Annotated in this window: 15 protein-coding genes; 11 read left to right on the top strand and 4 right to left on the bottom strand. The window is 69.6% G+C overall.

What is annotated here, in order from left to right; genetic code table 11:
- The first annotated feature begins 1,946 nt into the window (after positions 1-1,946).
- The 5 genes from UA75_RS18495 to UA75_RS18475 are packed head-to-tail and all read left to right on the top strand — an operon-like array spanning position 1,947 to position 16,882.
- The gene (locus tag UA75_RS18495) at positions 1,947-2,825 is read left to right on the top strand and encodes a sterol desaturase family protein (RefSeq protein ID WP_075741318.1); all 879 of its coding nucleotides are present in this window, start codon (positions 1,947-1,949) and stop codon (positions 2,823-2,825) included.
- A gap of 58 nt (positions 2,826-2,883) precedes the next feature.
- The gene (locus tag UA75_RS18490) at positions 2,884-12,387 is read left to right on the top strand and encodes a hybrid non-ribosomal peptide synthetase/type I polyketide synthase (protein WP_075741317.1); all 9,504 of its coding nucleotides are present in this window, start codon (positions 2,884-2,886) and stop codon (positions 12,385-12,387) included.
- The gene (locus UA75_RS18485) at positions 12,377-14,044 is read left to right on the top strand and encodes a phytoene desaturase family protein (RefSeq protein WP_075743942.1); all 1,668 of its coding nucleotides are present in this window, start codon (positions 12,377-12,379) and stop codon (positions 14,042-14,044) included. The genes UA75_RS18490 and UA75_RS18485 overlap by 11 nt, the downstream gene beginning before the upstream one ends.
- A gap of 34 nt (positions 14,045-14,078) precedes the next feature.
- Positions 14,079-15,830 carry a phytoene desaturase family protein gene (locus UA75_RS18480; RefSeq protein WP_075741316.1) on the top strand — a complete coding sequence of 584 codons (1,752 nt, stop codon included), beginning with the start codon at positions 14,079-14,081 and terminating at the stop codon, positions 15,828-15,830.
- Positions 15,827-16,882 carry an MDR family NADP-dependent oxidoreductase gene (locus tag UA75_RS18475; RefSeq protein ID WP_075741315.1) on the top strand — a complete coding sequence of 352 codons (1,056 nt, stop codon included), beginning with the start codon at positions 15,827-15,829 and terminating at the stop codon, positions 16,880-16,882. The genes UA75_RS18480 and UA75_RS18475 overlap by 4 nt, the downstream gene beginning before the upstream one ends.
- Positions 16,883-17,327: 445 nt before the next feature.
- On the opposite strand, the gene UA75_RS34655 is transcribed toward UA75_RS18475, so the two are convergent.
- The 3 genes from UA75_RS34655 to UA75_RS18465 all read right to left on the bottom strand — a co-directional run bounded on the left by UA75_RS34655 (position 17,328) and on the right by UA75_RS18465 (position 18,832).
- On the bottom strand, positions 17,328-17,630 hold the full coding sequence (locus UA75_RS34655) for a pyridoxamine 5'-phosphate oxidase family protein (RefSeq protein WP_232237312.1): 303 nt from the start codon (positions 17,628-17,630) through the stop codon (positions 17,328-17,330).
- Positions 17,627-17,863 carry a hypothetical protein gene (locus tag UA75_RS34650; RefSeq protein ID WP_232237311.1) on the bottom strand — a complete coding sequence of 79 codons (237 nt, stop codon included), beginning with the start codon at positions 17,861-17,863 and terminating at the stop codon, positions 17,627-17,629. Before UA75_RS34650 ends, UA75_RS34655 begins: the two co-directional genes overlap by 4 nt.
- 114 nt (positions 17,864-17,977) lie before the next feature.
- Positions 17,978-18,832, bottom strand: a complete 855-nt coding sequence (locus UA75_RS18465; protein WP_075743941.1) for a siderophore-interacting protein — start codon at positions 18,830-18,832, stop codon at positions 17,978-17,980.
- 658 nt (positions 18,833-19,490) lie between these two features.
- Between UA75_RS18465 and UA75_RS18460 the strand changes: the two genes are divergently transcribed.
- Entirely contained in the window at positions 19,491-20,216 is a 726-nt protein-coding gene (locus UA75_RS18460) for a hypothetical protein (protein WP_075741314.1), read from the top strand.
- 241 nt (positions 20,217-20,457) lie between these two features.
- Here the strand turns inward: UA75_RS18460 and UA75_RS18455 are convergent, their stop codons facing one another.
- Complete coding sequence (locus tag UA75_RS18455; protein WP_075741313.1) at positions 20,458-20,736, bottom strand: SHOCT domain-containing protein; 279 nt, start codon at positions 20,734-20,736, stop codon at positions 20,458-20,460.
- A 581-nt stretch (positions 20,737-21,317) separates the two neighbouring features.
- On the opposite strand from UA75_RS18455, the gene UA75_RS18450 reads away from it, so the two are divergent.
- From UA75_RS18450 to UA75_RS18440, 5 genes are all read left to right on the top strand, one after another.
- The gene (locus UA75_RS18450; RefSeq protein WP_075741312.1) at positions 21,318-21,608 is read left to right on the top strand and encodes a hypothetical protein; all 291 of its coding nucleotides are present in this window, start codon (positions 21,318-21,320) and stop codon (positions 21,606-21,608) included.
- A 571-nt stretch (positions 21,609-22,179) separates the two neighbouring features.
- On the top strand, positions 22,180-23,040 hold the full coding sequence (locus tag UA75_RS18445) for an AfsR/SARP family transcriptional regulator (RefSeq protein ID WP_075741311.1): 861 nt from the start codon (positions 22,180-22,182) through the stop codon (positions 23,038-23,040).
- Positions 23,037-23,231: a hypothetical protein gene (locus tag UA75_RS33110; RefSeq protein WP_157434282.1), complete on the top strand. Its 195-nt coding sequence runs from the start codon at positions 23,037-23,039 to the stop codon at positions 23,229-23,231. The genes UA75_RS18445 and UA75_RS33110 overlap by 4 nt, the downstream gene beginning before the upstream one ends.
- On the top strand, positions 23,228-23,359 hold the full coding sequence (locus UA75_RS34940; protein WP_257787607.1) for a hypothetical protein: 132 nt from the start codon (positions 23,228-23,230) through the stop codon (positions 23,357-23,359). Before UA75_RS33110 ends, UA75_RS34940 begins: the two co-directional genes overlap by 4 nt.
- A gap of 236 nt (positions 23,360-23,595) precedes the next feature.
- Positions 23,596-26,406 carry a family 78 glycoside hydrolase catalytic domain gene (locus tag UA75_RS18440; RefSeq protein WP_232237310.1) on the top strand — a complete coding sequence of 937 codons (2,811 nt, stop codon included), beginning with the start codon at positions 23,596-23,598 and terminating at the stop codon, positions 26,404-26,406.
- Positions 26,407-26,547 lie beyond the last annotated feature (141 nt).

Here is a 26,547-nt window from a genome sequence, read left to right as displayed (position 1 = left end):
CGTCGTCGCACACGGCCGCCCGCCGCGCGGCATGTCCCGTTCCTCGACGCGTCGGCTCGTCCGATTCGGACCGGTGAACCGGGGCGGAGTCGGGTCCGAGGCCGGGACGGATTCAGGCCCCCGGGGAAGCGGCGCGCAAGTCGGGTCGATGCGGCGAGTCGCCCGTGCGGAAGGCGGCGGACGCGGCCTACGCAGGAAATGTCGATGAGTCACGAGCGGCCGATCGGAAAAATCGTTGAACAGCGGCCGAGTAATCATTTTCAGGTTCACGGATTTCGGTCCGTGCCGACGTTGGCCCGGACCGCCCGGAGCGGTTGTCGGGCCGGTCGACGGGGCACGGCTGCACTGTGTCGCACTCGTACGCAGCTGGCTCGGGCTGCGGGCCGTCGGCCCCAGACATACCGCCGCCGACAGCCATCGGGGCAGATCAGGTCAGCCGTGATGTCCCGGACCTCGCGATCCGCCTGCCGAGGGGGCCGCCGGGAGCGACCGAATACGGCGGATGGCGGGCGGGGCGTCCAGCCGGGCCCGGCGCGGGCGCGAGCCCGGCGCAATCGTCCCGGCTGGACGCTCCACTGCGGGCCTGCGATTGCGGTCTCGATGAGGTCGGATCGGTCGTCGACAATATCGAAGAACCTCGCTGTTCTCGAATCGAAATTCGCGACAAGGGAAAAAGCTGGAATCAATTCGCGGAATGAACGACCGGTCGTCGCGGGCCCGTTCGACGGGGGCGGTTCGCCGACCGCGCCAAGGGCTGTCGTGCTCTGGCCGAGGTCGCGGGTGAACGGTGTAGAACGGGATCGACAGGGTCGTCACCGTCGATGCGGCGCCTCGCGCGGTATTGCGGTCACGTCGTGACGATCACTGTTGCTCTACGGTGCGGGGCGGTCGCGAACCTATGACCGATCGGGTGATCCCTGAACGCTTCCCACTACCGATAGCATCTACTCGAACACTTTCGGTGATGATCCGGTGGGGAGGGAATCATGTCCCAGGGGGCCCGTGGGGAGCGTCGGCAGACCCGTCATGGGGACGTCGGCGGGCAGTCGGTTCGGGGCATTGGAGGCGGGGCGGATGACGATCGACGTTTTCCGGGGCTCCGTCTTCCGCGCCGTCGGCCGGCGAACGATGGGCGCTTGAGGGCCTCGGCGTCTCGGCTGTTCGTCGGACTCGCGGCGACGGCAAGGGGGAATCGGCGGGGACGATCGCGCCCCGAGGGAGGAACGCCAGCCGTCGACGATGACGGCTCCTTCGGCTTGGCCGTCGGCTCCGGCCACCGCAGCCGACGGCGCGCGGCGGGGGCGTTGCCGGTTCGCGACGGATCGAGGCATCACGCCGTTCGACGTGACTGACGAGTTCGGGTACTCGTCAGCCGATCAGCCTGCTTCGCTGCGCCGGGTGCCTGCCTGACCGGACCTTCCCGACAGGCACGGCTATCCGCGCCCGTTGGAGTCGGCGAAGTCCATGGTGCAGTGCGACCTGCTGCACGTGATCGCGTCTCACACTGTTGTCGGACGCGAGGAACGCCGCTGCTCCGGATCCTGTCTGGCCGCCCGCCGGTCCGCCGTCCGAGTGATCCGACGGCCGCCGGCCGGTGAATACTGTCTGAATATCAAGGATTGAGATTGTGAGTACTGCATAGGGGTCTCCCCGGAATAGAGTCTTGCGCGCCAACGGTGGGAAGTGCACTGTCGTTACTGCGCTCCCGAATCGAGTCCAGCGTGGGTCTCGGCTCGCTGGCGATTCCCGTGTCGCGTTCGCACCAGTTGTGCTCACAATCGTCCTGGCAGGCGCCGGCCTGGCCGGGTTTCTCCGGTGGCTCGAAGTGGATGGACAATGCCATGAATATTCGTCCCTACGTCGGAAGACAGGCCTCGAAGACCAGTAGAGAAACGGCCGCAGAGGCGGCCCCTCCGCGGCCTTTTCTTTGCTATGTCACGTATCCGATGCTGCTCCTCGCAATGGTGCTCACCGGTGCGGCGGCGCTGCATAACGGGTGGGATTTCGGCCTGGTCAACTTCGGTTTCCTGGTCGGCACGATCGCTGTGCTCGCGTTGCTGGAGCGGCTGATCCCGTACGAGGTGGACTGGCATCCCAGCCGCAGCGAATGGGCGTGGTACGGCGTCTACCTGGTGCTCACCATGCTGGGCGCAGGCCTCGCGCAGCTCCCCGTCGCCGCCATCGTCGGTGCCGTCGCGGTTCCAGAGTCGAGCCTGCCGATCTGGTTGGAGATTCCGTTCGCGCTGCTCCTGGGCTCGTTGGTGAGCTACTGGGTGCACCGCATCTCCCACAACCACCCATGGCTGTGGCGCCTGCACGGCGTGCACCACGTCCCTGACAAGGTCAACGTCGCCAACAACGGCGTGAACCACGTCGTGGACATCGCGCTGACCCAGGGCCTGGTACAACTAGGGCTCGCACTCGTGGGATTCTCCCATCCGGCGGTGTTCCTGGTCGGTCTGTTCATCGTCGCCCAGGGCTATTTCGTGCATGCCAACATCGACGTTCGAATCGGCTGGCTGAATCACGTGGTGGCCAGCCCCGAGCAACACCGGCTGCATCACAGCATCGATCTGGATGAGGCAGGCCACTTCAGTTCCGACGTGTCGGTCTGGGACCGGGTGTTCGGCAGCTTCACCTGGTATCCCGGTCGAGTGCCGGTCGCGGTCGGCCTGCACGATCCGGATTCCTTCCCCAAGACGTCCTCGCTGATCGCCACCCTGCTGCATCCCTGGCGGAAGCAGCGGGAATCCGCCGCCGAAGGCAGTGCCGCAGACGCGGCCACCGCATCGGCTGAATCTCCAAAGAAGACCGACTCGGCCTGAGCGGCCGACCCGTTGGTCCCTGTTTCGTGACGCAGTGCCTCGATCGAAGGATTTCACGGTGACGGAATCACAGTATCCTGCCGCCCGCGACAAGGTCGCGATCATCGGTATCGGCTGCCGACTGCCGGGCAGCGCGTCGGACTACCGAACGTTCTGGCAGAACCTGCTCGACGGGAAAGACTGCATCACACCGACCCCGGCGGACAGATATGACGTCGGGACGCTCGGCAGCAGGGACAAGACCAAACCCGGCCGCCTGGTCGGGGGCAGAGGCGGCTACATCGACGGCTTCGACGAGTTCGACCCGGCCTTCTTCGGCATCAGCCCACGCGAGGCCGACCACATGGATCCGCAGCAGCGCAAGCTGCTCGAGGTGGCCTGGGAGGCGCTGGAGGACGGCGGGCAGAAGCCCGGCGAACTCGCCGGAACCGACGTCGGCGTGTTCGTCGGCGCCTTCACCCTCGACTACAAGATCGTGCAGTTCGCCGACCTCTCGTTCGACACGCTGGCGGCCCACACGGCCACCGGAACGATGATGACGATGGTGTCGAATCGCATCTCCTACTGCTTCGACTTCCGGGGCCCCAGCCTCTCGATCGACACCGCGTGCAGCTCCTCGCTGGTGGCGGTCGACCTGGCCTGCCGAAGCCTGCGCCGAGGCGAGACGAACCTGGCGTTGGCGGGCGGAACGCTCCTGCACATGACGCCGCAGTACACCATCGCCGAGACCAAGGGCGGCTTCCTCTCGCCCGACGGCCGATCCCGCACCTTCGACGCCTCCGCGAACGGCTACGTCCGCGCCGAGGGGGTAGGTGTGATCGCACTCAAACGTCTGGACGACGCGGTGCGTGACGGCGACCCGATCCACGCGGTGATCATCGGGAGCGGCGTCAACCAGGACGGCCGCACCAGCGGCATCACCGTGCCCAATCCCGAGGCGCAGATCAGCCTCATCGACCGGGTGTGTGCCGAGGCGGGCATCGCGCCCGGCGACCTGCAGTACGTGGAGGCACACGGCACGTCCACGCCGGTGGGCGATCCGCTGGAGGCCAACGCGCTCGGGCAGGCGCTGGCGATCGGCCGCAAGCCCGACTCGCAGTGCTACGTCGGCTCGGTCAAGACCAACATCGGGCACACCGAATCGGCTGCGGGCATCGCCGGGCTGATCAAGGTCGCGCTGTCCCTGAAACACCAGAAGATCCCGCCGCACATCAATCTGGACCACGTCAACCCGGCCATCGACCTCGCGGCGCTGCCGTATGAGATCCCCACCGAGGTCACCGACTGGCCCGCGCACGACGGACCCGCGCGCGCAGGTGTGAACGCGTTCGGCTTCGGCGGCACGAACGCCCACGTCCTGCTGGAGGAGGCGCCTCGGCCGGTCGCCGAGGAGTCGACTCATCGGGATCCTCGGCCGGGCTACAACATCCTGCCGCTGACTGCGCGCGACCCGGCGGTCCTTCCCGACCTCGTCCGGGGCATCCAGCGCGAACTGGCGGGCGTCAACGGTGCGCCTGCCTCGCTCGCGGCCGTGGGCGGCACGCTGGCGCATCGTCGGCAGCACCTCGAGTCACGGTTGTCGGTCGTGTACTCCTCGCGGGAGTCCCTGGATGAACGACTCGCCGCGTTCCTGGCGGGCGAGGCACATCCGCACGTCCTGCTCGACCAGGTGTGGGAGCAGAAGGGACGACGGCTGGTCTGGGCCTTCACCGGCATGGGGCCGCAGTGGTGGGCGATGGGCCGCCTGCTGTACGAGAGCGAGCCCGTCTATCGGGAGGCCGTGGACCGGTGCGATCGCGAGATCGCCGCGCTCGCAGGCTGGTCGCTGGTCGCCGAGATGAACGCGGACGAGGCCGATTCCCATATGGCCGAGACGTGGCTGGCTCAGCCCGCGAACTTCGCCGTCCAGGTCGGACTCGCGGCCCTGTGGCGGTCCTACGGCGTGCGACCCGACGCCGTCGTCGGACACAGCACCGGCGAGGTCGCCGCGTTCTATGAGGCGGGCGTGTACTCGCTGCGCGACGCCGTCACCGTCGTCGTGCATCGGAGCCGCCTGCAGCAGAAGCTGGTCGGCACCGGCACCATGCTGGCGGTCAGCCTGTCGGAGGACGACGCCGCCCGACGGATCGAGTCCTACGGGGACCGCGTGTCCATCGCCGCGATCAACAGCCCGACGGCCATGACGCTGGCGGGCGACGAAGACGCGCTCGCCGAGATCGCCGACGTCCTGCGCTCCGAACAGGTCTTCGCCAGGTTCCTCACGGTCCGGGTGCCATATCACAGCGCGCGGATGGACCTCGTCAAGGACGAGCTGCTGTCCTCGCTGGCCGAGATCACGCCGCAGGAGGCGAAGGTCCCGCTGTACCTGACCGCCCGGGAGGGTCTGGCACACGGCACCGAGCTGGACGCGAGCTACTGGTGGCACAACGTCCGGGACAGCGTCCGCTTCCAGTCGGCGATCGACCGGCTGGTGGACGACGGGCACGGGCTCTTCCTGGAGATCGGCCCGCATCCGGTGCTCGGCCACTCGATCCGCGAATGCCTCGACGCCCGTGCCGCCGAGGGCCGTGCCCTGCCCTCCATCCGACGGAACGAGGACGAGGCGGCTCGGATCGCGATGTCGCTGGCGAGCCTGCACAACCTGGGCGTCGACATCGACTGGACGGCCCTGCACCGCGAGGGACCGTCGATCACGCTGCCCCGGTACCCCTTCAAACGCGACCGGTACTGGGTGGAGCCCAAGCCGGTGGAGCAGATCCGCCTCGGCAGGCTCGACCACCCGTTACTCGGCCGCCGGATGGCCAACGTCGAGCCGACCTGGGAGGCGCGGCTGGACGTCGAGAAGCTGCCGTATCTCGCCGATCACCGCATTCAGGGCAACGTCGTGTTCCCGGCGGCGGGCTATCTGGAGATGGCGGTGCAGGCGGTGCGGGCGATGACCGGCGGCGCCGAGGCGACCATCGCCGACGTCGAACTGCGCAAGGCCCTGTTCCTGCCGGACGACGAGGTGAAGACGGTCCAGCTCGCCTTCTCCTCGGAGGACGCGGGATTCACCATCGCCACGGTCGGCGCCGAGGAGCAGGAGCCGAGTGTGCACGCCTGCGGGGTGCTGCGGACCGGACAGCGACGGCGACTGAACGAGCGACTGGACCTCGACGCGATCCGGGCGCGCACCGCGCGACGCCTCGACTCGCCGGACTGCTACGCGGGACTGGCCCGGCTCGGCTATGAGTACGGCCCGGCGTTCCAGTGCATCGAGGAGGTCTGGGTCGGCGCCGACGAGGCACTGGCCCGCATCCGCCCCGCCGAGGTCCTCGGCGACGACGCCGCCGGGCACCACTTCCATCCGGCGCTGCTCGACGCCTGCTTCCAGTCCCTGCTGACCCCGCAGCTCCTCGACGACCACGGCGCCGACGATCCCTCGTCCACCGGCATCCGGCTGCCGCTGTCGATCGACGAGGTCCGGTTCGCGCCGGTCGGCGATCAACCCCTGTGGGTGCATGCCGTCGTCACCCGTCGCGAGGGCGACGAACTGCGCGGCGACATCGTGGTCTTCTCCGACACGGGTGTGGCGCTGGGACGGATCGGCGGCTTCCGCGCCGCCGACGTCGAGAAGGCGGCCACGACGGTCGGGCTGGCCACGATCGACCGATGGCTGACCGAGGTGAACTGGATCGACGCGCCCCTGCCGCCGGAGGCGGTCGACGACGGGCGGGACGCACTGGGCGCCGCCGATCCGGTCTCGGCGGACTGGCTGATCTTTGCCGACGGCGGGGGAGTGGCCGACGAGCTCGCTGAGCTGGTCATGACGCGGGGCGGACGCTGCCACCTGGTGCGGCCGGGCCTCGAGTACGCGATGGCGTCGGATCGGCGGGAGTCCACCGTCGAGCCGGGGTCGGCCGAGCAGCTCGCCCGGCTGTTCGCCGAGCTGGCGGACGGCGGCGTGCCCTCCTTCGGCACCATCGTGCACCTCTGGAACCTGGATCTGCCGTCCCTCGAGGACACCGATCGGTCGGCCTTAGCCGCGCAGGAGAGCCTCGGCACCTACTCGCTCATCGCGCTCGCACAGACGCTGTCCGCGAGTGCGGCGGACGACTCCCCGGCGGCGGGCAGGCTGCACATCGTCACTCGAGGTACGCAGGCGGTGTCCTCGGATGACCAGGTCGAGCCGCTCGGCGCACCTGCCTGGGGCGTCGGTCGGGTGCTCTGGAACCAGGAGCTGATCCCATACCGGGGCAAGCTGATCGACCTCGACGCGGCAGCCGGCCGCGCGGCGGACTCGCGACTCGCCGAGGCACGGGCGCTGCTGCGTGAGGCCTCGATCGTCGACGAGGACGAGATCGCGCTGCGAGCGGACGGGCGCCGGACCAGCAGACTCACGACGGCGGAGGACCTGACCCGTCCGCTGCCCCTGCGCCTGCGCCCCGACGGCAGCTACCTGGTGACCGGCGCCTTCGGCGCGCTGGGCAGGCTGCTGTGCCGCACTCTCGTCGCCAGGGGCGCCCGTCGACTGATCCTCGTCGGTCGCACGCGGCTCCCGGCGCGCGATCGGTGGCACGAGGTCGATCCGGACACTCCGGCGGGACGCGGGGTGCGGCTGCTGACGGAACTGGCCTCGGCGGGTGCCGAGACGATCCTCGCGCCGCTGGACATCACCGACGAGGACGGCCTCACGTCCTGGCTGGCCGAGTATCGGGCGAACGCCTCCTCGCCGATCCGAGGGGTGTTCCACCTCGCGGGCCACGTTCGCGACACCCTGGTCCCGGACATGGACCGCACGATCTTCGACGCCGTCCACGATCCGAAGGTGGTCGGCGCCTACCTGCTGCACCACCACCTGCGCGACGAGCCCCTCGACCACTTCGTGCTCTTCGCCTCGGTCGCCTCGCTGCTGACCACGGCGGGCCAGACCAACTACGCGGCGGGCAACGCGTTCCTGGACGCCCTGGCCCATCACCGGCGGGCCCGTGGGCTGCCTGCGCTGAGCATCGACTGGGGCCCGTGGGCCACCGGCATGATCGAGGAACTCGGGCTGATCGACCACTACCGCAACAGTCGGGGGATGAGTTCCCTGTCGCCGGACGCGGGCATGGCCGTCCTCGAACGTGTCATCGGCCAGGATCGGGCGCAGCTCCTGGTCGCCACGGTGGTGGACTGGCCGGTCTTCCTCGCCTGGTATCCCTCGCCGCCGTCGCTGGTGGCCGAACTCGCCGCCTCGGCCACCGAGGCCACGGCCGACGGCAGCAGCTTCCTGGACGCCTTCCGCGACGCGGACGAGGAGAAGCGGCGGCTGCTGCTGACCGAGCACTTCACGGCGGTGGTCGCCACGGTGCTCCGAGTGAAGACCGAACAGGTCGACCCCTCGATCAGCCTCGGCGCCCTCGGACTCGACTCGCTGCTGGCGATGGAGCTGCGGGCCAGGATTCACACCGAGCTGAAGGTGGCGTTGCCGGTGGTGGCGCTGTTGAGCAGCGCACCGATCAGCGAGGCCGTCGCCCAGCTCCATGACGGACTCGTCGAGCTGGTCGCCGCAGGCGACGACGACGCGGCGGCCGACGCGGTCGAGCTCTACGACGACGAGCGAGCGCATCCCCTCACCCAGAACCAGACGGCGCTGTGGTTCCTCAAGCAGCTCAGTCCCGACGGCTTCGCCTACAACATCGGCGGCGCCGTGGAGGTGCGCGTCGAACTCGAACCCGAACTGATGTTCCAGGCCGTGCGCACGCTGATCGCCCGGCATCCCAGCCTGCGAGCCAACTTCACGCTGCACGAGGGCAGGCCGGTGCAGCAGCTTCGCGACGTCGCGGACATCCCCGACGACATCGCGCTGTTCGACGTCGTCGGCCGCGACTGGGACGACATCTACCAGATGATCATCCAGGAGTACCGCAAGCCCTACGACCTCGAACGCGATCCCCTGATCCGGTTCCGGCTGTTCAAACGCGCCGACGACCGCTGGGTGATCATGAAGGCCGTTCACCACATCATCTCCGACGCGATCTCGACGTTCACCTTCATCGAGGAGCTCCTCGCGGTCTACGAGGGCCTGCGCGAGGGTCGCAGCGTCGAGCTGGCACCGCCGTCGGCGAGCTACCTGGACTTCCTCAACTGGCAGAACCGATTCCTGGCCGGGCGCGATGCGCAGCGGATGCTCGACTACTGGCAGGATCACCTGCCCGCCGAGGTCCCGATCCTCAACCTGCCGACGGACCGGCCCCGGCCGGTCGTGCAGACCTACAACGGGGCCTCGGAGTTCTTCGCCCTCGACGCCGAGTTGAGCGCACGGGTGCACGCCCTGGCCCGGGAACACGACGTCACGGTGTTCATGGTCCTGATGAGCGCCTACTACGTCCTGCTGCACCGCTACACCGGTCAGGACGACGTCATCGTGGGCAGCCCGGTGACCGGCAGGACGCAGAAGGAGTTCTCGTCGGTCTACGGCTACTTCGTCAACCCGCTGCCGCTGTACGTCGACCTCGGGGGCGCCCCGTCGGTCGCCGCGCTGCTGGAACAGGTGCGGGCCACCGTGCTCAACGGGCTCGACAACCAGGAGTACCCGTTCGTGCTGCTGGTCGAGAAGCTGGGGCTGCAACACGACCCGAGCCGCTCCGCGGTGTTCCAGGCGATGTTCATCCTGCTCGTCCACAAGGTCGCCACCGAGAAGTACGGCTATCGGCTGGACTACATCGAGCTGCCGGAGGAGGAGGGCCAGTTCGACCTCACCCTCTCGGTGTACGAGGAGGAGGCGGACCAGCGGTTCCACTGTGTCTTCAAGTACAACACCGACCTGTTCCTGTCCGAGACGATGCGGCGGATGGCGTCGCATTACGTCACGGTGCTGGAGTCGTTGACGCAGGCGTCCGCGTCGACGCCGATCAGCAGGCTCGACCTGCTCGGCGTCGAGGAGCGCAGCCGCATCCTCGGCGAGTTCAGCGGCGTCGGTCGCGTCGTCGAGCACGAGGTGCCGGTGCACGAGCTGATCAGCAGGCAAGCCGCCGAGCAGCCCGACGCCCTCGCCGTGTCGTCGCCGCCCGCCGCGGCGGCCGACGCCGGGGGCGAGGCGCAACCCGCGCGACTGACCTACGGCGAACTCGACGGCCGGGCCGCGCGCCTGGCGGGCAGGCTGCGTGCCCTGGGCGTCGGACCGGGCTCGGTGGTGGCGCTGTGCCTGGAGAAGTCGCCCGAGCTGATCGTCACGGTGCTGGCGGTGCTCAAGACCGGCGGCGCCTACCTGCCGCTGGACCCCGACCACCCGACCGACCGGCTGGCCTTCATGGTCCGCAACGTCGACGCCGCGTTCGCCGTCGTCGACGCCGCCCGCCGTGATCGCCTGTCCGGACTCGTCGTCCAGGACGTGCTGACCCTGGAGGACCTGCATCGCGAGGCCGAGACCGCACAGCCCCTCGACCCCGAGCCGGTCGATGCGGCGTCCCCTGCCTACGTCATCTACACCTCAGGCTCGACCGGCAGGCCGAAGGCGGTGCAGGTCAGCCATCGCAGTCTCGCCTCGGCCTACGACTCCTGGCGCGGCGAGTACCGCCTGGACACCGACGTCCGGGTGCACCTGCAGATGGCGAGCTTCTCCTTCGACGTCTTCACCGGGGACCTGGTCCGCGCGCTGTGCTCCGGGGGGACGCTGGTCCTGGTCACCCGTGAGCTGCTGTTCGACACCGCGCGACTGCATCGGACGATGCTGGCCGAGCGGGTCGACTGCGGCGAGTTCGTCCCGGCGGTCGTCCGGGCGCTGATGAACACCTGCGACCACGAGGGGCTGCGACTGGACTTCCTGCGCCTGCTGATCGTCGGCTCCGACGCATGGAAGGTCGAGGAGTACCAGCGGCTGCGCGACCTGTGCGGGCCGCAGACCAGGGTGGTCAACTCCTACGGGCTCAGCGAGGCGACCATCGACAGCGCCTACTTCGAAGGCTCGGCCGACGGCCTGGAACCGAGCCAGATGGTGCCGATCGGCAGGCCGCTGCCCAACAGCACGCTCTACATCCTCGACGAGCACGCCCAGCCGGTTCCGGTCGGCGTCCCCGGCGAGCTGTGGGTAGGCGGCGACGGCGTGGCCATCGGCTATGCGGGCGACGCGGAGCAGACGGCGCGGCGGTTCGTCGACTGGGCGCCGACGCCGAGCGGCCTCGCACTCGACCCGGCGTCGACGAACGGGTCCGGCCCCAGCAACGGGCACGTGTCGGACACGGCAGCGGTGCCGGGCGCCGAGGCGATGCGGCTGTACCGCACCGGTGACCTGGCGCGCTGGGACGCCGAGGGACGAGTGCAGCTCCTCGGACGGGTCGACGGACAGGTCAAGGTGCGCGGCCATCGCATCGAGATCGGCGAGATCGAATCGCAGCTGGCCGACTGGCCGCAGCTGGCGGAGGCCGTCGTGACCTTGCGACCGGACGCACGCGGCGAGCAGACCTTGTGCGCCTACTGCATCGCGTCGCCCGGCGCGGAGCTGGACCTGCGCGACCTGCGCAGTCACCTGGCCGAGCGGCTGCCGACCTTCATGATCCCCTCGCACTTCGTGGCGCTGACCGCGCTGCCGCTCTCGCCCAACGGCAAGGTCGACCTCGCCGCCCTGCCCGCACCGAGCGGCGAACACGACGAACAGGAGTACGAGCCGCCGGTGACCCTCTACGAGGTGCGGATGGCCGAGCACTGGAAGTCGCTGCTCGGACTCGACCAGGTGGGCCTGCGGCACGACTTCTTCGAGTCGGGCGGCAGCTCGATCAGGCTGATCGAGCTGATCTACCACCTCCAGGCGGAGTTCGGCATCAGCATCCCTGTCAGCCAGCTCTTCACCGTCACCACCCTGCACGGCATGGCCAGGACCGTGGAGCACATCGTCACCGGTCGGCTGGCGGGCGCCCGCCCCTACCTGCGGTTCAACATCGGCCAGGGGCCGAGGGTGTTCTGCTTCCCACCTGCGGGCGGCCACGGCCTGATCTACCGCAGGTTCGCCGCCCACCTGCCAGAACACGAGTTCGTCGCGTTCAACTACCTCGCCGGGGACGACAAGGTGACGCAGTACGCGGACCTGATCGAGGAGCTCGCGCCGGAAGGCCCGTGTCCGCTGTTCGGCTACTCGCTGGGCGGCAACCTCGCCTTCGACGTCGCCAAGGTCCTGGAGTCCAGAGGACGGGTGGTCCCGAACGTGGTGATCATGGACTCCTATCGGATTCCGGAGGCCTTCGAACTGGGCAGCGAGCGCTTCGAGGCCTTCGAACAGGAACTCGGCGAGCACCTGCGCAAGCACACCGGCTCGGAGATCCTCACCCAGGAGACCCTGGAACAGGCCAGGGACTACATCCGCTTCTGCAGCCGCACGCCGAACCTCGGGATGGTCGGCGCCTCGGTCAGCGTGATCTCCGACGAGCAGAAGGTGGAGTTCTACGGCGCCGCGCAGCGCGGCACCTGGCACGGCACCTCGACCACGAGCACCTCGGTGTTCCGCGGCTTCGGCAGCCACGCCGAGATGCTCGACGAGGACTTCCTCGCGGGCAACGCCGGTCTGACCAGGGAGATCCTCACGGGAGGTGGCGTCGGTGGTGCGTGACCTCGTCGCCGGGTGGGGCAGCCGCGAGCGCCCACCCGGCACCAGGCCGAGGGTGCTGGTCATCGGGGCGGGGGTCGCCGGGATGTCCACCGGCTGCTACGCCCAGATGAGCGGGATGGAGACCCGAATCCTGGAGAAGCACGTGCTGCCGGGCGGCTGCTGCACCGCCTGGTCTCGCGACGGCTACATCTTCGACTACTGCATCGAATGGCTGATCGGCACCGCCGAGGGCAACGACGCCAACCAGGTGTGGCGGGAGCTGGGCGCGCTCGACGGCAAGACGATGCGGAACTTCCCGGTCTTCAACAAGGTCGTCGACTCCGACGGCCGATCGGTGACGTTCTACAACGATCCCGATCGGCTGGAGGCACACCTGCTGGCGATCTCGCCTGCAGACCGGAAGCTGATCCAGCAGTTCTGCCGCGACCTGCGGCGCTTCATCGCGATCGACCTGTATCCCTTCCTGACGCCGCCGCCGTTGGAGAGCGTCGGCCAGAAGCTCAAGAAGCTGCGCACCGTCCTGCCCGCCTTCCGACTGTTCTGGCGGACGGCCGCCACGCAGATGCACACCTTCGCGGACCGGTTCACCGATCCGCTGCTGCGCAAGGCGTTCCGCAACATCTTCTTCCAGGACCCGGAGGACTTCCCGCTCCTGCCGTTCCTGTTCAACATGGCCAGCGCCCACAACGACAACGCGGGCTTCCCGCAGGGCGGCTCGCTGGGCCTGGCCCGTTCGATCGAGGAGCGCTACACCTCCCTCGGCGGGGACATCACCTATCGGGCTCGGGTCGGGCGAATCCTGGTGGAGGACGACCGGGCGATCGGCGTCGAACTCAAGGGCGGGCAGCGGCTCTACGCCGACCACATCGTCGCGGCGTGCGACGGCCGCACCACGATCTACGACCTGTTGGAGGGGCACTACACGGGTCCGACCATCGACCGCCTCTACGACGAGCTGCTGACCAGGCCGGGAACCCTGTTCCCCGCCGTGGTCTCGGCCTTCGTCGGCATCGAGGGCGACTTCCATCCGGACCAGATGCACAGCACGACGTATCTGCTGTCCGACGAGGAGGCCGCCGAGCTGCCTGGCGCGCTGCAGAACAGCGTCGTCGTGCAGCTGCGCTCCCAGTACTCCGACGGCTTCGCGCCGGAGGGCAAGTCGGTGATCCACTGCACCTACTTCAGCGACTACTCCTACTGGAAGACGCTGCGCACCTCGAATCGCCGCGAGTACTGGGCGCAGAAGCGCAGGCTCGCCGACTTCGTCCGGAACCTGCTGGCCCGGCGGATGCCCGACCTGGCCGATCGGATCGAGCTCGTGGACGTGGCCACGCCTGCGACGACCAATCGCTACACCGGCAACTACGACGGCAGCATCCTCGCCTGGAAGGCCTTCTCCGATGCCGACGACCTCGCCGCCAAGCTGATCAACAAGGAGCACATGCGGCTGCCCGGGCTGCACGGCTTCTCCATGGCGGGCCAGTGGGTCGGCCTGGGCGGCCTGATCCGCGCCGCGTCCACCGGGCGATTCGTCACGCAGTTCCTGTGCGAGGAGCTGGGCCTGGAGTTCCAGGCCTGGGAGAGCCCCGCAGGCGAGCCGTGGCATCCCGACAAGCTCGGCCACCTTCCCCAACTCGACTCCCGGCCCGTGCAGTAACCGATCGAGGCGTCAACTCCGAGGAGCAGATCACATGGCACGCACCACCACCCCGACACGCCCGAGGAAGACGATGATCATCATCGGCGCGGGCCTCGGCGGACTGTCCACCGGCTGCTATGCACAGATGAACGGCTACGAGAGCCGGATCTTCGAGATGCATGAGTTCCCCGGCGGGTGCTGCACGTCCTGGGATCGGGGGAACTTCACGTTCGACTGCTGCATCAGCTGGCTGTTGGGCAACGGGCCCGGCAACGAGATGCACCAGATCTGGCTCGAGCTCGGTGCCCTGCAGGGCAAGGAGATGCGGCACTTCGACGTCTTCAACATCGTGCGCGGCCGGGACGGCCAGGCGGTCTACTTCTACTCCGACCCCGATCGACTCCAGGCGCACCTGACCGACATCTCACCCGAGGACGCCCGGCACATCCGCGACTTCTGCGACGGCCTGCGCAAGTTCAAGAAGGCTCTTGCGGTGTACCCGTTCCTCAAACCCGTCGGTCTGATGAAGACGACCGAGCGCTGGCGGATGCTGTCCCGCTACCTCCCGTACTTCAACGTCGTCCGCAAGTCCATCAGCGTGCTGATGTCGGACTACTCGGCGAAGTTCCGTCATCCCCTGTTGCGCGAGGCCTTCAACTTCATCCTGTACGAGCGGCATCCGGCCTTCCCGGTGCTCCCGAACTACTTCCAACTCGCCTCGCACGCGAACCTGTCCGCAGGCGTGCCGGAGGGCGGGTCGATGGGCCTGGCCCGGTCGATCGAGGAGCGCTACCAGCGGCTCGGCGGCGAGGTCACCTACAACGCCAAGGTGGAGGAGGTGATCGTCGAGGACGACACGGCGGTCGGCGTCCGCCTCAGCGACGGCCGTGAGGTCCGTGCCGACATCGTGGTCTCGGCCGCCGACGGGCACACCACCACGATGAAGTTCCTCCAGGGCCGGTACCTCAACGACGAGTACCGCAAGCTCTATACCCAGACCATCGAGGAGCCGGGCATGGTGTTCCCCGGCTACTTCATCCTGTTCCTCGGGCTGCGCCGTCCGTTCCCCGAGGGCGAGCCGTGCACCACGTATCTGCTCACCGAGGACGAGGCGGCCGACATGATCGGCATCCGCCACTCGAGTATGAACGTCCAGTTCCGCAGCATGCACTATCCGGAGTTGTCTCCCGAGGCGACGACCGTCGTCTACGCCACCTACTTCTGCGACATCGCACCGTGGCGGGAGCTGAACGACGGGCCGGAGCAGGCCAGCCGGATCCGTAAGGGCGAGGAGCTGCACACCCTGCCGGTGCGGCACGGGCGCGACTACCACCAGGCCAAACGGCAGGTGCGCAACGCCATCCTCTCGTTCCTGGAGAAGCGGTTTCCCGGCCTGACCGACGCCGTCGCGGTGCGCGACATGTCGAGCCCGCTCACCCAGGTCCGGTACACCGGCAACTACGACGGCACGGTGCTGGGCTGGCAGCCGTTCGTGGAGAGCGGCGAGACCCTGGAGGTCCTGGTCCGCAAGTACGGGCCGGGGCTGCCCGGCCTGAAGAACTTCTACTTCTCCGGGGTGTGGGCCACCACGGGCGGCCTCATCCGGGCGGCGGCGGCGGGCCGACACGTCATGCAGTTCGTCTGCCGGGACGACGGCCGCGAGTTCACCGCCTCGATCGACGAGACGAAGCCGCTGCCGACGCACGTCGTCATCCCGGTCGGACCGTCCCGGCGGCCCGCAGCGGAGCCCGCCCCCGAACCCGTCGCCGCAGGATCGCGGTCAGCAGAGCGAGGAGCACAGTGAAGATCGACAAATGGGTCGTTGCCGAACACCAGGCGGGCGTCCCCGACGTACGCCGGATCTACGAGAAGGTGACGGAGGATGTGGACGTCGTCCTGAAGGACGACGAGATGCTGCTCAGGACGCTGTACGTGTCGGTCGATCCCTACCTCCAGGGCATCGCGCTGGACACGCCGATCGGGGACCACATGGGGGCGGACTCGATCATGGAGGTGATCGAGGCCGGCCCTGCGGCCGCCCATCAGCCGGGCGACCTGGTGCAGGGCTTCGGCGGTTGGCGCAGCCATGTCGTGAGCAACGGCACCCCCGCTCTGTGGCAGACCGGGACCTTCCCGATGGTGTTCCCGTCCTATCGTCGGCTTGACCCGGCCGACTACGACGAGCGGCTGCCGATCTCCACGGCACTGAGCATCATGGGCGGGCCGGGCATGACCGCCTGGGGCACGTTGACCAAGTTCATGACGATCCGAGACGGCGACACGGTCCTCATCAGCGGGGCCTCCGGCGCGCTCGGGTCGCTGGTGGGCCAGCTCGCGATGCGGGCCGGGGCGCGGGTGATCGGCACGACCGGTTCGGCGGCGAAGGCGGAGTACCTCATCGGACTCGGCTTCGACACGGTGGTGGACTACCGCCAGGGCGACGACGCGGACACCGTGCGGGCTGCGTTGTCGGCGGCGGCGCCAGACGGCATCGACAGGTACTTCGACAGCCTGGGCGGCACGATCACCGACGTGGCGTTCACGATGCTGAACATCGACAGTCAGGTGGCGGTGTGCTGGCAGTGGGCGACCCAGGTCGGCGCCGAGTACGTCGGACCGAGGCTGCTGCCCTACATCATGTTCCCGCGCACGACGATCCGAGGGATCTTCTCGCTGGAGTGGTTCACCGAGCAGAACTGGGCAGCGCTGCACGAGGAGGTGGGCGGCCTGGTCCGCCGAGGCGAGATCGCCTACGACCAGACCATCCGAGAGGGCTTCGACGACATCCCCGACGCCTATCGGAGCCTGTATGTGGACCGGGACGCCAATCGCGGCAAGGTGCTGGTGAAGCTGTGAGCGATCCGGGTGTGGGCTGCCTGCTGGACTGAACAGGCGGTCCGGGTCGGTGCCCGACGCACGGGGCCGATAGGGAGGGTAAGAGCGGGGGCCGGGGCGGCCGGGCGGTCGTCCCGGCCCGATGGGGCAACTACACGGAGCCCCCGGTGCGGCGGTGCGGTGGCCGTCGCCGGTCGGGTCGAGTGCGCCGCACCGTGTCCGGTCGACCCGTCGAGGACACGGCGATGCGCAGTACACCCACCGGCGCTGTGATCAGCCGTGTCCTCGGTCCCTGCATTGCGGACTCGCCGCTGTTCGCGCTCTTCTCACTGGTCACGGCCACGCCGCCCGGCCGTGTCCTGGCGAGGCCGGTCAGCCGCTCGCGGCCCCGCCGTCGGTCGCCGATCGCTCTCTGGCCTCGCGGAGGCTGCTGATCAGCTCGCCGACGCCGGGCACGGTGTTGCGATCAGGCCAGTCGGCCGGTTCCCACAGGCCTGCCTTGGTGAGCGAGCGTCCGCAGTGCAGGAACAACTCGTCGATCTCGACCAGGACGGCCAGCTTCGGGGTCCTGCCCCGCCAGCGCCAGCCGGGGCAGGAACGGGGCGTCCCTGACGAGGGTCGCGCGCTCGTTCACCCGCAGCGTCTCGCGCATGCCGGGGACGAGGAAGAGCATGCCGACCCGCGCGTGCGACAGGATGTTCCGAAGGCTGTCGAGCCTGCGGTTTCCCTCCCGATCGGCGAACACCACCGAGCGGCCGTCCGCCGTCACCGCCGACGCTGCCGGGCGGGTCTCCCCTCGGGGAGACGTCGAGACTGCCGTCCGCGCCGGTCGTGGCGAGCAGGAAGAAACGGCGAGGCCCCGATGAACCGCCGAGACTCGGCGTCGACGAACGGGATGGCCTTCTCGGCGATCCTCGGCAGGGGCTCGTCGACGATCTCGCGAAGCTCGGCCTCGGTGGTCACCGCCCGAACGTCCTCGGTCGGGTCGAGTCGTGCTGTCATGTCGCCTCTCGTCGGTGTGCTCGTCCCCGGCGACGGCCGCGGCCCGCCTGCCCTCGGATCGCCGCCTGCCCGCGCACCACCGGTCTGCGGGGGCGCGGGCGGCGGCGTCGAGCATCAGTCGTCGGAATCCGTCGGCTCCGGGGTGCTGTCGGCCCGCCAGTAACCGCCGAAGTAGCCCTGACCGCGATCCCAGCCGAGTTCGGTGAGCAGGTGCCTGCGCAGCTCGCGGATCATGCCGGACTCGCCTGCCGTCCACGCGTAGGCGGTGCCCGAGGGCAGATCGGCGTTCCGGACGGCCTCGACGAGCCGGGATACAGGCGTGGTCTGGCTTCCCGTCCTGGCGAGCCAGGTGATCTCCACGTCTCCGCCGGTGTCGAACTCCTGGACGTCGGCGTCGCTGGCGACCTCGACGAAGGCGCGGACGCGGGTGCCCGCCTGCAGCGTCTCGATGATCGCGCCGATGGCAGGCAGCGCCGTGTCGTCGCCGACGATGAGCTGCCATTCCGACGGACTCGGGTGGTACTCCACGCCGCTGCCCGCCGGATGACGCACGTCGGGGCCGAGCAGTCCGAGGACGTCCCCGGGCCGGGCCCGGATCGCCCATCGCGATGCCGGGCCGACATCGCCGTGCACCGCGAAGTCGATGTCGATCTCCTGGACGTCCGGGCGGTGGGTCCGGATGGTGAAGGTCCGCATGATCGGCCGGACCTCGTCGGACATGTCCTGGTAGGCCTGGTACCAGTCGTCCGGCGGGGGCAGCGCGGGCACGTCCTGGCCCGGCAGCGGAAAGAAGAGCTTCACCCGCTGATCAAGGCCGCCGCTGGTGAACCCGGCCAGGTCCGGACCGCCGAAGGTGACCCGCACCATGTTCGGGGTGAGGGAACGGACGGCGGTCGCGGTGATGTAGAAGAGGGAGAACGGCCGCACCACGGCGGAGCGTGCGGCGCGGATCTCGGTGTTGACGGACATCGGCTGCTCCTGCACCGACGGTCGCGGGGGACCGTCTCATGTCGACGTGATTCGTTCTCGGCGACCACGGTGCTGCGTGCGTCGACACCGGATCGTGCCCGCCCGGAAGGCCGAGCAGGGCCGCCGCGAGTGGGCCCCGGAGGCGCGGCGGGGTGGAACTCATCAGGAGACTCTCCGGGTGTTGCTTAGCCTTGGCTGCCCTAAAGTTCGGTAAGCCTAAGTTATCTGACGTTCGGCTGGATCGTCCCCGCCCATGAACACGGTCACATCTCGGATCGGGGCCGTGGCCGGGCCGGCTGAGCCGGGCCGAGTCGGTGGCAGGGTCGGGCTGGAACGTGGCCGAGCCGGGCGAGGGCCTGCCGGTCCGTTCGGTCCGGACAACGGCACGCCGTACAGCTGGGTCGCCGTCGGTGCTTTATCGGTCGCCGGTCGGTCGCCGCCCCGCACCGCGAATCGTGCACCGGTCTGCGGTGCCCACCGCGCCTCCGACGGCGCCGAGGCGCCACGTCGCCGCCCAGCCTGCACCGGGCCTGCCTCGCAGCCACCGAGCGAGGCCGCCTGTGACCTCGGAACTCGGGATCACGGGCCGCCTCGGCCCTGGTCCCTCGATGGGGTGAGTGCGGTGTGCGGGTCGAGATGCAGCGGGCAGGCTCGGGAGATGAGCGGACGTCGAGCGAAGCGTCAACGCCGGGAGGCTGCCACGGCGGCCGAGCGGCGGGTTCCGACTGGTCGGCTGCCCACGCTCTCCCGCCCGGTCACCGCGCAGGGATCGGAGCCGACCGAGGCGCAGCGCATCGCCGCCGACACCGAGGTCGTCGGCCGGGCGCTGCCTGCCGGGCATCCGGCGCTCACCGCCGAAGACGACGCGACGCCCCGGCAGGCCGAGGGCGAGCCGACCGCGGAGGCTGCGCGGGACGCCGACGAGGTGACCGGGCCGGGACACCCGGTGCGACCGGCCCCCGTGCTGCTCTGTGAGCCCCGCCGGACGCTGATGGTCACCGACGGGGACGGCGCCGCCACCGAACTGCAGATCGAGATAATCGTGCAGGCCGGTTTCGGCGGCCGCGTCGCCACGCCTGCCTCGGCGGTCGACGACGCGCCCGGCTGGACCCTGAGCCGGGCCGACGGCGGCCTGGAACTGCGCGACGACGAGGACGGATTGTGGGCTCGCGCCGAGATCACGGCCGCCCCGGAGTGGCTCGCCGCCGCCTCGTCCTCGGGGCAGGTGGTGGTCCTCTACGGCTTCCGGCTCGGCGTGGTGCCTCCGGACGTCCACCTCGCGAATCCCGGACAGACCTACACCGACGCCCTGCGGGCCGCCGAGTTGCGGGAGTCCTGTGCGGGCGGCTGGGTCGCGGGCGCCCGCGTCGCCTGGCGGTCCTGACGGCGGATGTGGGGACGAACGTCGTCGTCGTCCGTCTCGGCGCAGGTGCGGGCGACGGCTGGGGTTCGGGCGCAGGCAACGGCCGGGTCGTCTGCTTCGACGCCCGGCCTCGGCGGTCCCTCGAACTCCGTTGCCCGCCTGCATCCCCAGAATTGACGAGCCCGTCGCTCGGATGGTTCCGCCTGTGCCGGTCGAACCGGCCTTCCGGTTCTGCCGATGAACCACACTCGGCCGCTACCGGTCAGCGCCCCGATTCCGATCTGCCGTGTGACTCGCGCAGGGTCGCCCGTCGACTCTCGTACTCGTCCCTGTCGATCTCGCCTCGGGCGAACCTGTCGTCGAGGACGTGGTACGCGCCGCCGCCCTGGTCGCCGCCTGCCCAACCGCCGTGCCGAGGTGACGCGTGTGCGAACCGGCGAAGCACGAGCACCACCACGGTGATCAGCCCGGCCCAGAAGATGAGCATTCCGAGGAGCATGAGCCAGCCCCCGCCTGCCTGACCGTGATCCCAGTACGGCATGACGCCTGCCTCCCGTCCTTGCCGCCGGTCCGCTCGCGCACCTCGGCGCGGCTGTCGTGCTTCGCCCGGCGAGTTCGGCTGAGCCTGGTCGAGTTCCTGGGCCGTCGAGGGACGTGGTGGGCTCGGAGTGCTCCGAGCCCACGATGTTCCTCACCCCGTCCCGGCGAGCCGCGCGATGCCGGCGTCCGCGTCTGTAGCGACCGCCGACCTGCCTGCCCGCCGGACTGAGGTCGCGGGCCGTGCCCGGTCGGGACGACGATGTACGCGCCCGGCCGGGCACCGGGTGTGCTCACCCGACTGCTGCCTGGCGGCTCTGGACCAGGCCACACCCCTGCCCGCATCCGAGTCGGACCCCGAATCGCTCTCCGAATCGGACGTCCTCCACCCTGCCGCGCACGGCGGGGCCGTCGCCAGGGTCGAAAAGCCCTGATGGCGGGACCCTTCGGTCCTGTCGGGCGGGGCACCGACGCCCGTGCAGCAGGCCGACGACGTCGCCGCCGACGGGCCTGCGGGTCCGCTGTCCGTATAGGCGGTGCGGCCGGTCGACGGAGTCGACGGACCTGAGGCCGGTCAGCCGTCCCGTGCGGTGCGGACCGGCCCGCGCCATCGAGGAAGACGGCGGCGACGACGGCGCCCGCCTGTTCTGCACCGAGACGATTCAGCAGCACCAGGCGCAACACGTTGCCCAACAGCCCGGTGAAGATCTCGAACAGCACCTCGGCGGCCACGTCATCGCGCAGGATGTCCTCGGCCACCCCCCGGTCGATCAGGTCGCGCGCCGGCCGGGCGATCCGACGTTCCACCTCGTCGAGCTCCGCCGGCCGTTTCATCCCGCTGTCGAGCAGTCCTCGCGGGCCTGCGGGGCCCGCTGACCGGTTCGATCCGTCGTCGGGCCGGGTGGGGCGGATCGGCGGCCGTCGCCCTCGAGACCGGGCCCAGCGCCATGAGCACGGCGCAGACGATCATCATGATCCCCTTGTGCATGTCAGCCTCCTGCGTCATCAGCCGAAGACCCCAGGCTCGGCCGGCCGGAACCCTGTCATCGGTCGGGGCAGAACCGCTGCACCGCTGCGGAACATCGATGAGACGTAAGAGCTTCCAGTTTCGTCGGGAACGGATCGGCGATCGGGTGCAGGGCGGGCATCCGGCGAGTGAATTACCGATCATTGCTCGTCGTCGCCGAGTAGATTTGGCATGGGGGACACCACATCGTCGTGAACGAGGCAACGGTGCGGCGGTGCAGTCGGGCCGACGACGCCGAACAGAAGACAACACCGCCCAGTCGAATTGCGGCAGGCGGCGGTCCCTCGAAAAAGCACGGTGGAATCGAGGCCGCCTACGCGAAAATGGTGCGAACAGAGGAGCGCCTCCGCCGGGAAAACGGACGCACGGGCGATGCGAGTCCAGCCCGGAACGGACACTGGGGGGAGCGGAGCCTGCGGCATGTCAGAACTGCTCTTCGGGGTACTCGGGCCCGTCGTGGCATGTCGGGGCTCGGTGGCGGTGCGACTGCCGTCGGGAAAGCGACGGCTGGTCCTGGCGGTCCTGCTGCTGCACGCCGACGATCGGGTCGATCGAGAACAGATCATCGACGTCGTCTGGGGCGACAGACCGCCACCGAGTGCGGTCAACCTCGTGCAGAAGTACGTCGGGGAGGTTCGCCGAGCGCTGGGCCTGGACAGTCGCACGCTGGAGTCGGTCGGCCACGGCTATCTGCTCCGGGTGAGCCCGGAACAGCTCGACAGTGGACGGTTCGTCCGGCTCCTCGCCGAGGCTGTGCAGCGTCGGGTCGTCGGTGATCAGGCAGGCGCGCGGCTCGGGCTGGGCGAGGCGTCGGCGTTGTGGCGCGGCCCGGCCTTCAGCGGCATCGAGACCGCCGACGCCGTGACCGAGCGAGCGCGCCTCGACGAGTATCGGGTCCGCGCATGGGAGGAGCTGGCCGAACTCGATCTGTCGCGCGGCGAGAACGTGCCTGCGATCGCCGAGCTGTCCAGGCTGGCCGCCGAACACCCGTTTCGAGAACGAGTGCGCGAGCTGCACATGATCGCGCTCTATCGAGGGGGCAGGCACGCCGAGGCGCTGGCGGTGTTCCAGGACGTCCGAAGACTGCTGGCCGAGGAACTCGGCGCCGATCCGGGGCCTCGGCTGCGCATGGTGCACGAGCAGATCCTGCGGGCTGATCCCGCACTCGACTCGGCGGGCGAGCTGCCGCAGCCGGTGCTATCGCCGGTCTGTCAGCTTCCCTCAGACATCCCGACCTCACCGGCCGCGTCGCCGAGTTCGACAGCCTGCTCGCGACCTTGACCGGTCGTGGTGGTCTCGCCGCAGGCGCGCCGCCCGCCGTCGGTCGCATTCCGGTGGTCGTGGGCCCGCCGGGAACGGGCAAGTCGACGTTGGCCGTGCACGCCGCTCACCAGGTGCGTGGGCTGTTTCCCGACGGGCAGCTCCACCTCGATCTCGCGGCACCTCGGATCTGCCGAGGGAACCGGTCGTGATGCTGGCGGAGCTGCTGCGCGCGCTCGGCGTCACCGACGCGGTCATGCCGGACGGCCTGGCCGAGCGGGCGGCGCTGTACCGTTCCCGCCTTGCCGATCGTCGGATCCTCGTGCTGCTCGGCGACTGAGGCGTCGACGCGCGTGGGCCGCTTGAGACGCTCCCCCTCGGGACGGTCGCCCGTCGGGTCCGCAGTCCCGAGACTCCAGCGGAGGTCCTCCCCCAGGCGAGACGTGCAGGCTGCTCGGCTCGGTCCTCGCCGGCGTCCCCCTTCCCCTGGGACGGTGGAGACTGCGGCTGTCGGTGAATGGCCGAATCCGGCTGTTTCCTCGCTACCGTTCCACCGGCTGCCTAGGGTGCCGGTGAGTGACCGACCAACCTCTGGGAGCGACGATGCGCCAGCGACGTGCCGTGATCGGGACCGCCTTACTGTCCGCCGTCGGCCTGGCCGTCGGCATCGGACTCCCCGCCGGATCGGCGGCAGGCGACGCCCGCAACCGTGCCCCGCAGGCCCCGTCGTCCCTGACCGTCGACGACGGCGCGGCGCCGCTGAACGTCGAGGGACCGCCCTCGTTCGGCTGGCTGCCGCAGGATCGCGACCCGAACGAGACGCAGACCGCCTACCAGATCAGAGTCCACCGCGCGGCCGACGGCGCCGAGGTCTGGGACAGCCGCCGACAGCCCTCCGCCGAGCAGTCCTCGGTGTCCTACACCGGCCCGGACCTCGTCGCGGGCCGGGAATACCGGTGGACCGTCCGCACCTGGGACCGCGCGGGCAGCGTCTCGCCGTGGGCCGAGCCCGCGAGATTCGAGACCGGCCTCGGCGATGCGGACTGGGACGGCGCCGAGTGGATCCGCCGGGACGTCACCGAGGCCGACGACTACACCCTGGCGCGCACCGAGATCGTCGTCGCCGACAGCCCCGTGATCCGAGCCCGCGCCTACACGGCGGCCGACCACACTTACGAGCTGTTCCTCAACGGGGAGCGCGCCGATCGAGGCACCTCCTTCGCCCATTCCGACGAGGGCTACTACCAGGCCGCCGACGTCACCGACCTCGTCGAGCCGGGCGAGCCGCTGGCCGTCGGGGCACGCTACCACTGGTACGGCAGCGGACAGGGCAGACCGTCCTCGGCGCCCGGCCTGCTGCACAAGCTGGTCATCGAGCACGAGGACGGCAGCAGGCAGGTGGTCGTCACCGACGACACCTGGCGGGTCGCCCGCGACACCCGGTTCGTCGCCGACGCGCCGAGGCGCAACGGCGAGGGCGACCGGGTCGACGCGCAGGACGCCCGCGGCATCGTCGCCGACTGGGCGCGACCGGGCTTCAACGACACCGACTGGCTCGCCGCGACCAGCCTTGGCGCCCGTCCCGCCGAGCCCTTCACCCGGCTGATCGGCCAGGAGACACGACTGGCCGAGACCGAGATCCCGGCCGTCGAACTGCTGAGGGCCGAAGACGGGACGCCGGTCGCCGACTTCGGCGTGATCATCCCGGCGCGGCCCGTCGTGCGCTTCGACGAGGGCGAGACCGGGCGGACCGTGCCGATCCTCGCGGGCTACGAACTAACCGAGGACGGGCGGGTGTCGGCGGACCGGCTGTCCACTCAGGACACCGTGATGACCTTCCCCTACACCCAGGTCGACGGCGCCCAGGAATACCAGGCCTTCACCCATCTGGGCTTCCGTTACCTGGAGATCCCCGACGCGGGCGAGGACATCGACGTCGAGGACGTCTCCGCCGTCCTCGTGCACACCGCCGTGCCCGCCGACGAGGAGGCGAGCTTCCACAGCTCAGACGAGACCCTCACCGAGGTCTGGGACATGATGCAGCGGTCGGCGCTGTACTCCGTGCAGGAGCAGTTCGTCGACACCCCCACCAGGGAGAAGGGGCAGTTCCTCGGCGATGCCGTGACCATCTCCTACGCGACGATGCAGGGCTTCGGCGAGCGCGAGGCCACCCGGCAGGCGATCCGCGAGTTCCTCGCCTCCCAGGCCAGGCACTGGGCCGACGGCGAGGACGCGGGCCGATACAACGCGGTCTACCCGAACGGCGACGGCAAGCGCGACATCCCCGACTACACCGAGATGTTCGTCGACTGGGTGTGGCGGTACTACGAGGTCACCGGCGACCGCCAGCTGCTCGCCGAGGCCTACCCGGCGATCCGCGAGACCGCCGAGTACGTGCTGCGCCACATCCCCGAGGACGGGCCGACGGCGGGCCTGGTCACCGAGCTGTCCGGCGGCAGCGGCGCCTACGAGTACGGCATCGTCGACTGGCCCGCGCCCGGCCGCTTCGGCTACGACATGGACGCCGCCGCCCGCACCACCATCAACGCCCAGGCCGTCGAGGTGCTGCGCCGCACGGCCGACATGGCCGAGGTGCTGGAGCGGCCGGCGTCGGAGTTCGCGGACTATCGCCAGGCGGAGCTGGCGCTGGCGGACACGATGAACGAGCGCCTGCGGGACGCCGAGGGCGTCTACGTCGACGGCCTGCACGCCGACGGGACGCAGAGCACGCACCGAGGCCAGCACTCGACCTCCTATGCGATCGCGTTCGGCATCGCCCCGCAGGAGGACTACTCGGCGCTGGCCGACCACCTCACCTCGATGGGGATGCGGCAGGGACCGATGACGGCGCACTGGCTGTTGCAGGCCCTCTCCGACGCCGACCGGCCGGACGCGGTGCTGGAACTGCTCACCGACCGCGAGGATCTCGGGTGGGCGAACATCCTGGAGCAGGGCGGAACCTTCACCTGGGAGGCCTGGACCCTGGACGAGGGCACCAACCACAGCCAGTCGCACGGCTGGGGCGCGCAGGCCGCCGTCGACGTCGTCGAGACCATGCTCGGCATCCGCCTCGGCGAGCCGGGCGGGGCGACCGTGCTGATCGTGCCGCCCGCCGCCGGACCGGCGGACGCCGAGGGAACCGTGCACACTCAGCGCGGACCGGTGTCGCTGGACTGGGAGCGGACGAAACGCGGAGTCCGTGCCGACATGGACATTCCGGTCAACGTGACCGCCAGGGTGGAGCTGCCGAGGATCGAGGGCATGACCTACCGGTCCGCGGGCCGGACCCCGGCGCGCCACGTCGAGACCACCGAGGACCGGGTGATCTTCGAGGTCGGCTCGGGGAGTGCGAAGTTCATCCCGGTGCGGGGGACCGGGCCGCGCTGATCCACCTGGAATATCGACGACCTGGGGCGGACTTCGATCTCGAGCCCTAGGTCGTCGAGTCTTCCTGTCCGGATCGACCCTTCGAGATCTCAGATTACCAGTATCATTTCCTCCTCGGTTTCACCGGTCCGAGTCGTGGCT

This window comes from Actinoalloteichus sp. GBA129-24, from assembly GCF_001941645.1.
In the GTDB taxonomy this organism is placed as follows: Bacteria; Actinomycetota; Actinomycetes; order Mycobacteriales; family Pseudonocardiaceae; genus Actinoalloteichus_A; species Actinoalloteichus_A fjordicus.
The sequence above is the reverse complement of the archived record's forward strand: the minus strand, read 5'-3'. Positions and strand labels throughout refer to the sequence as shown.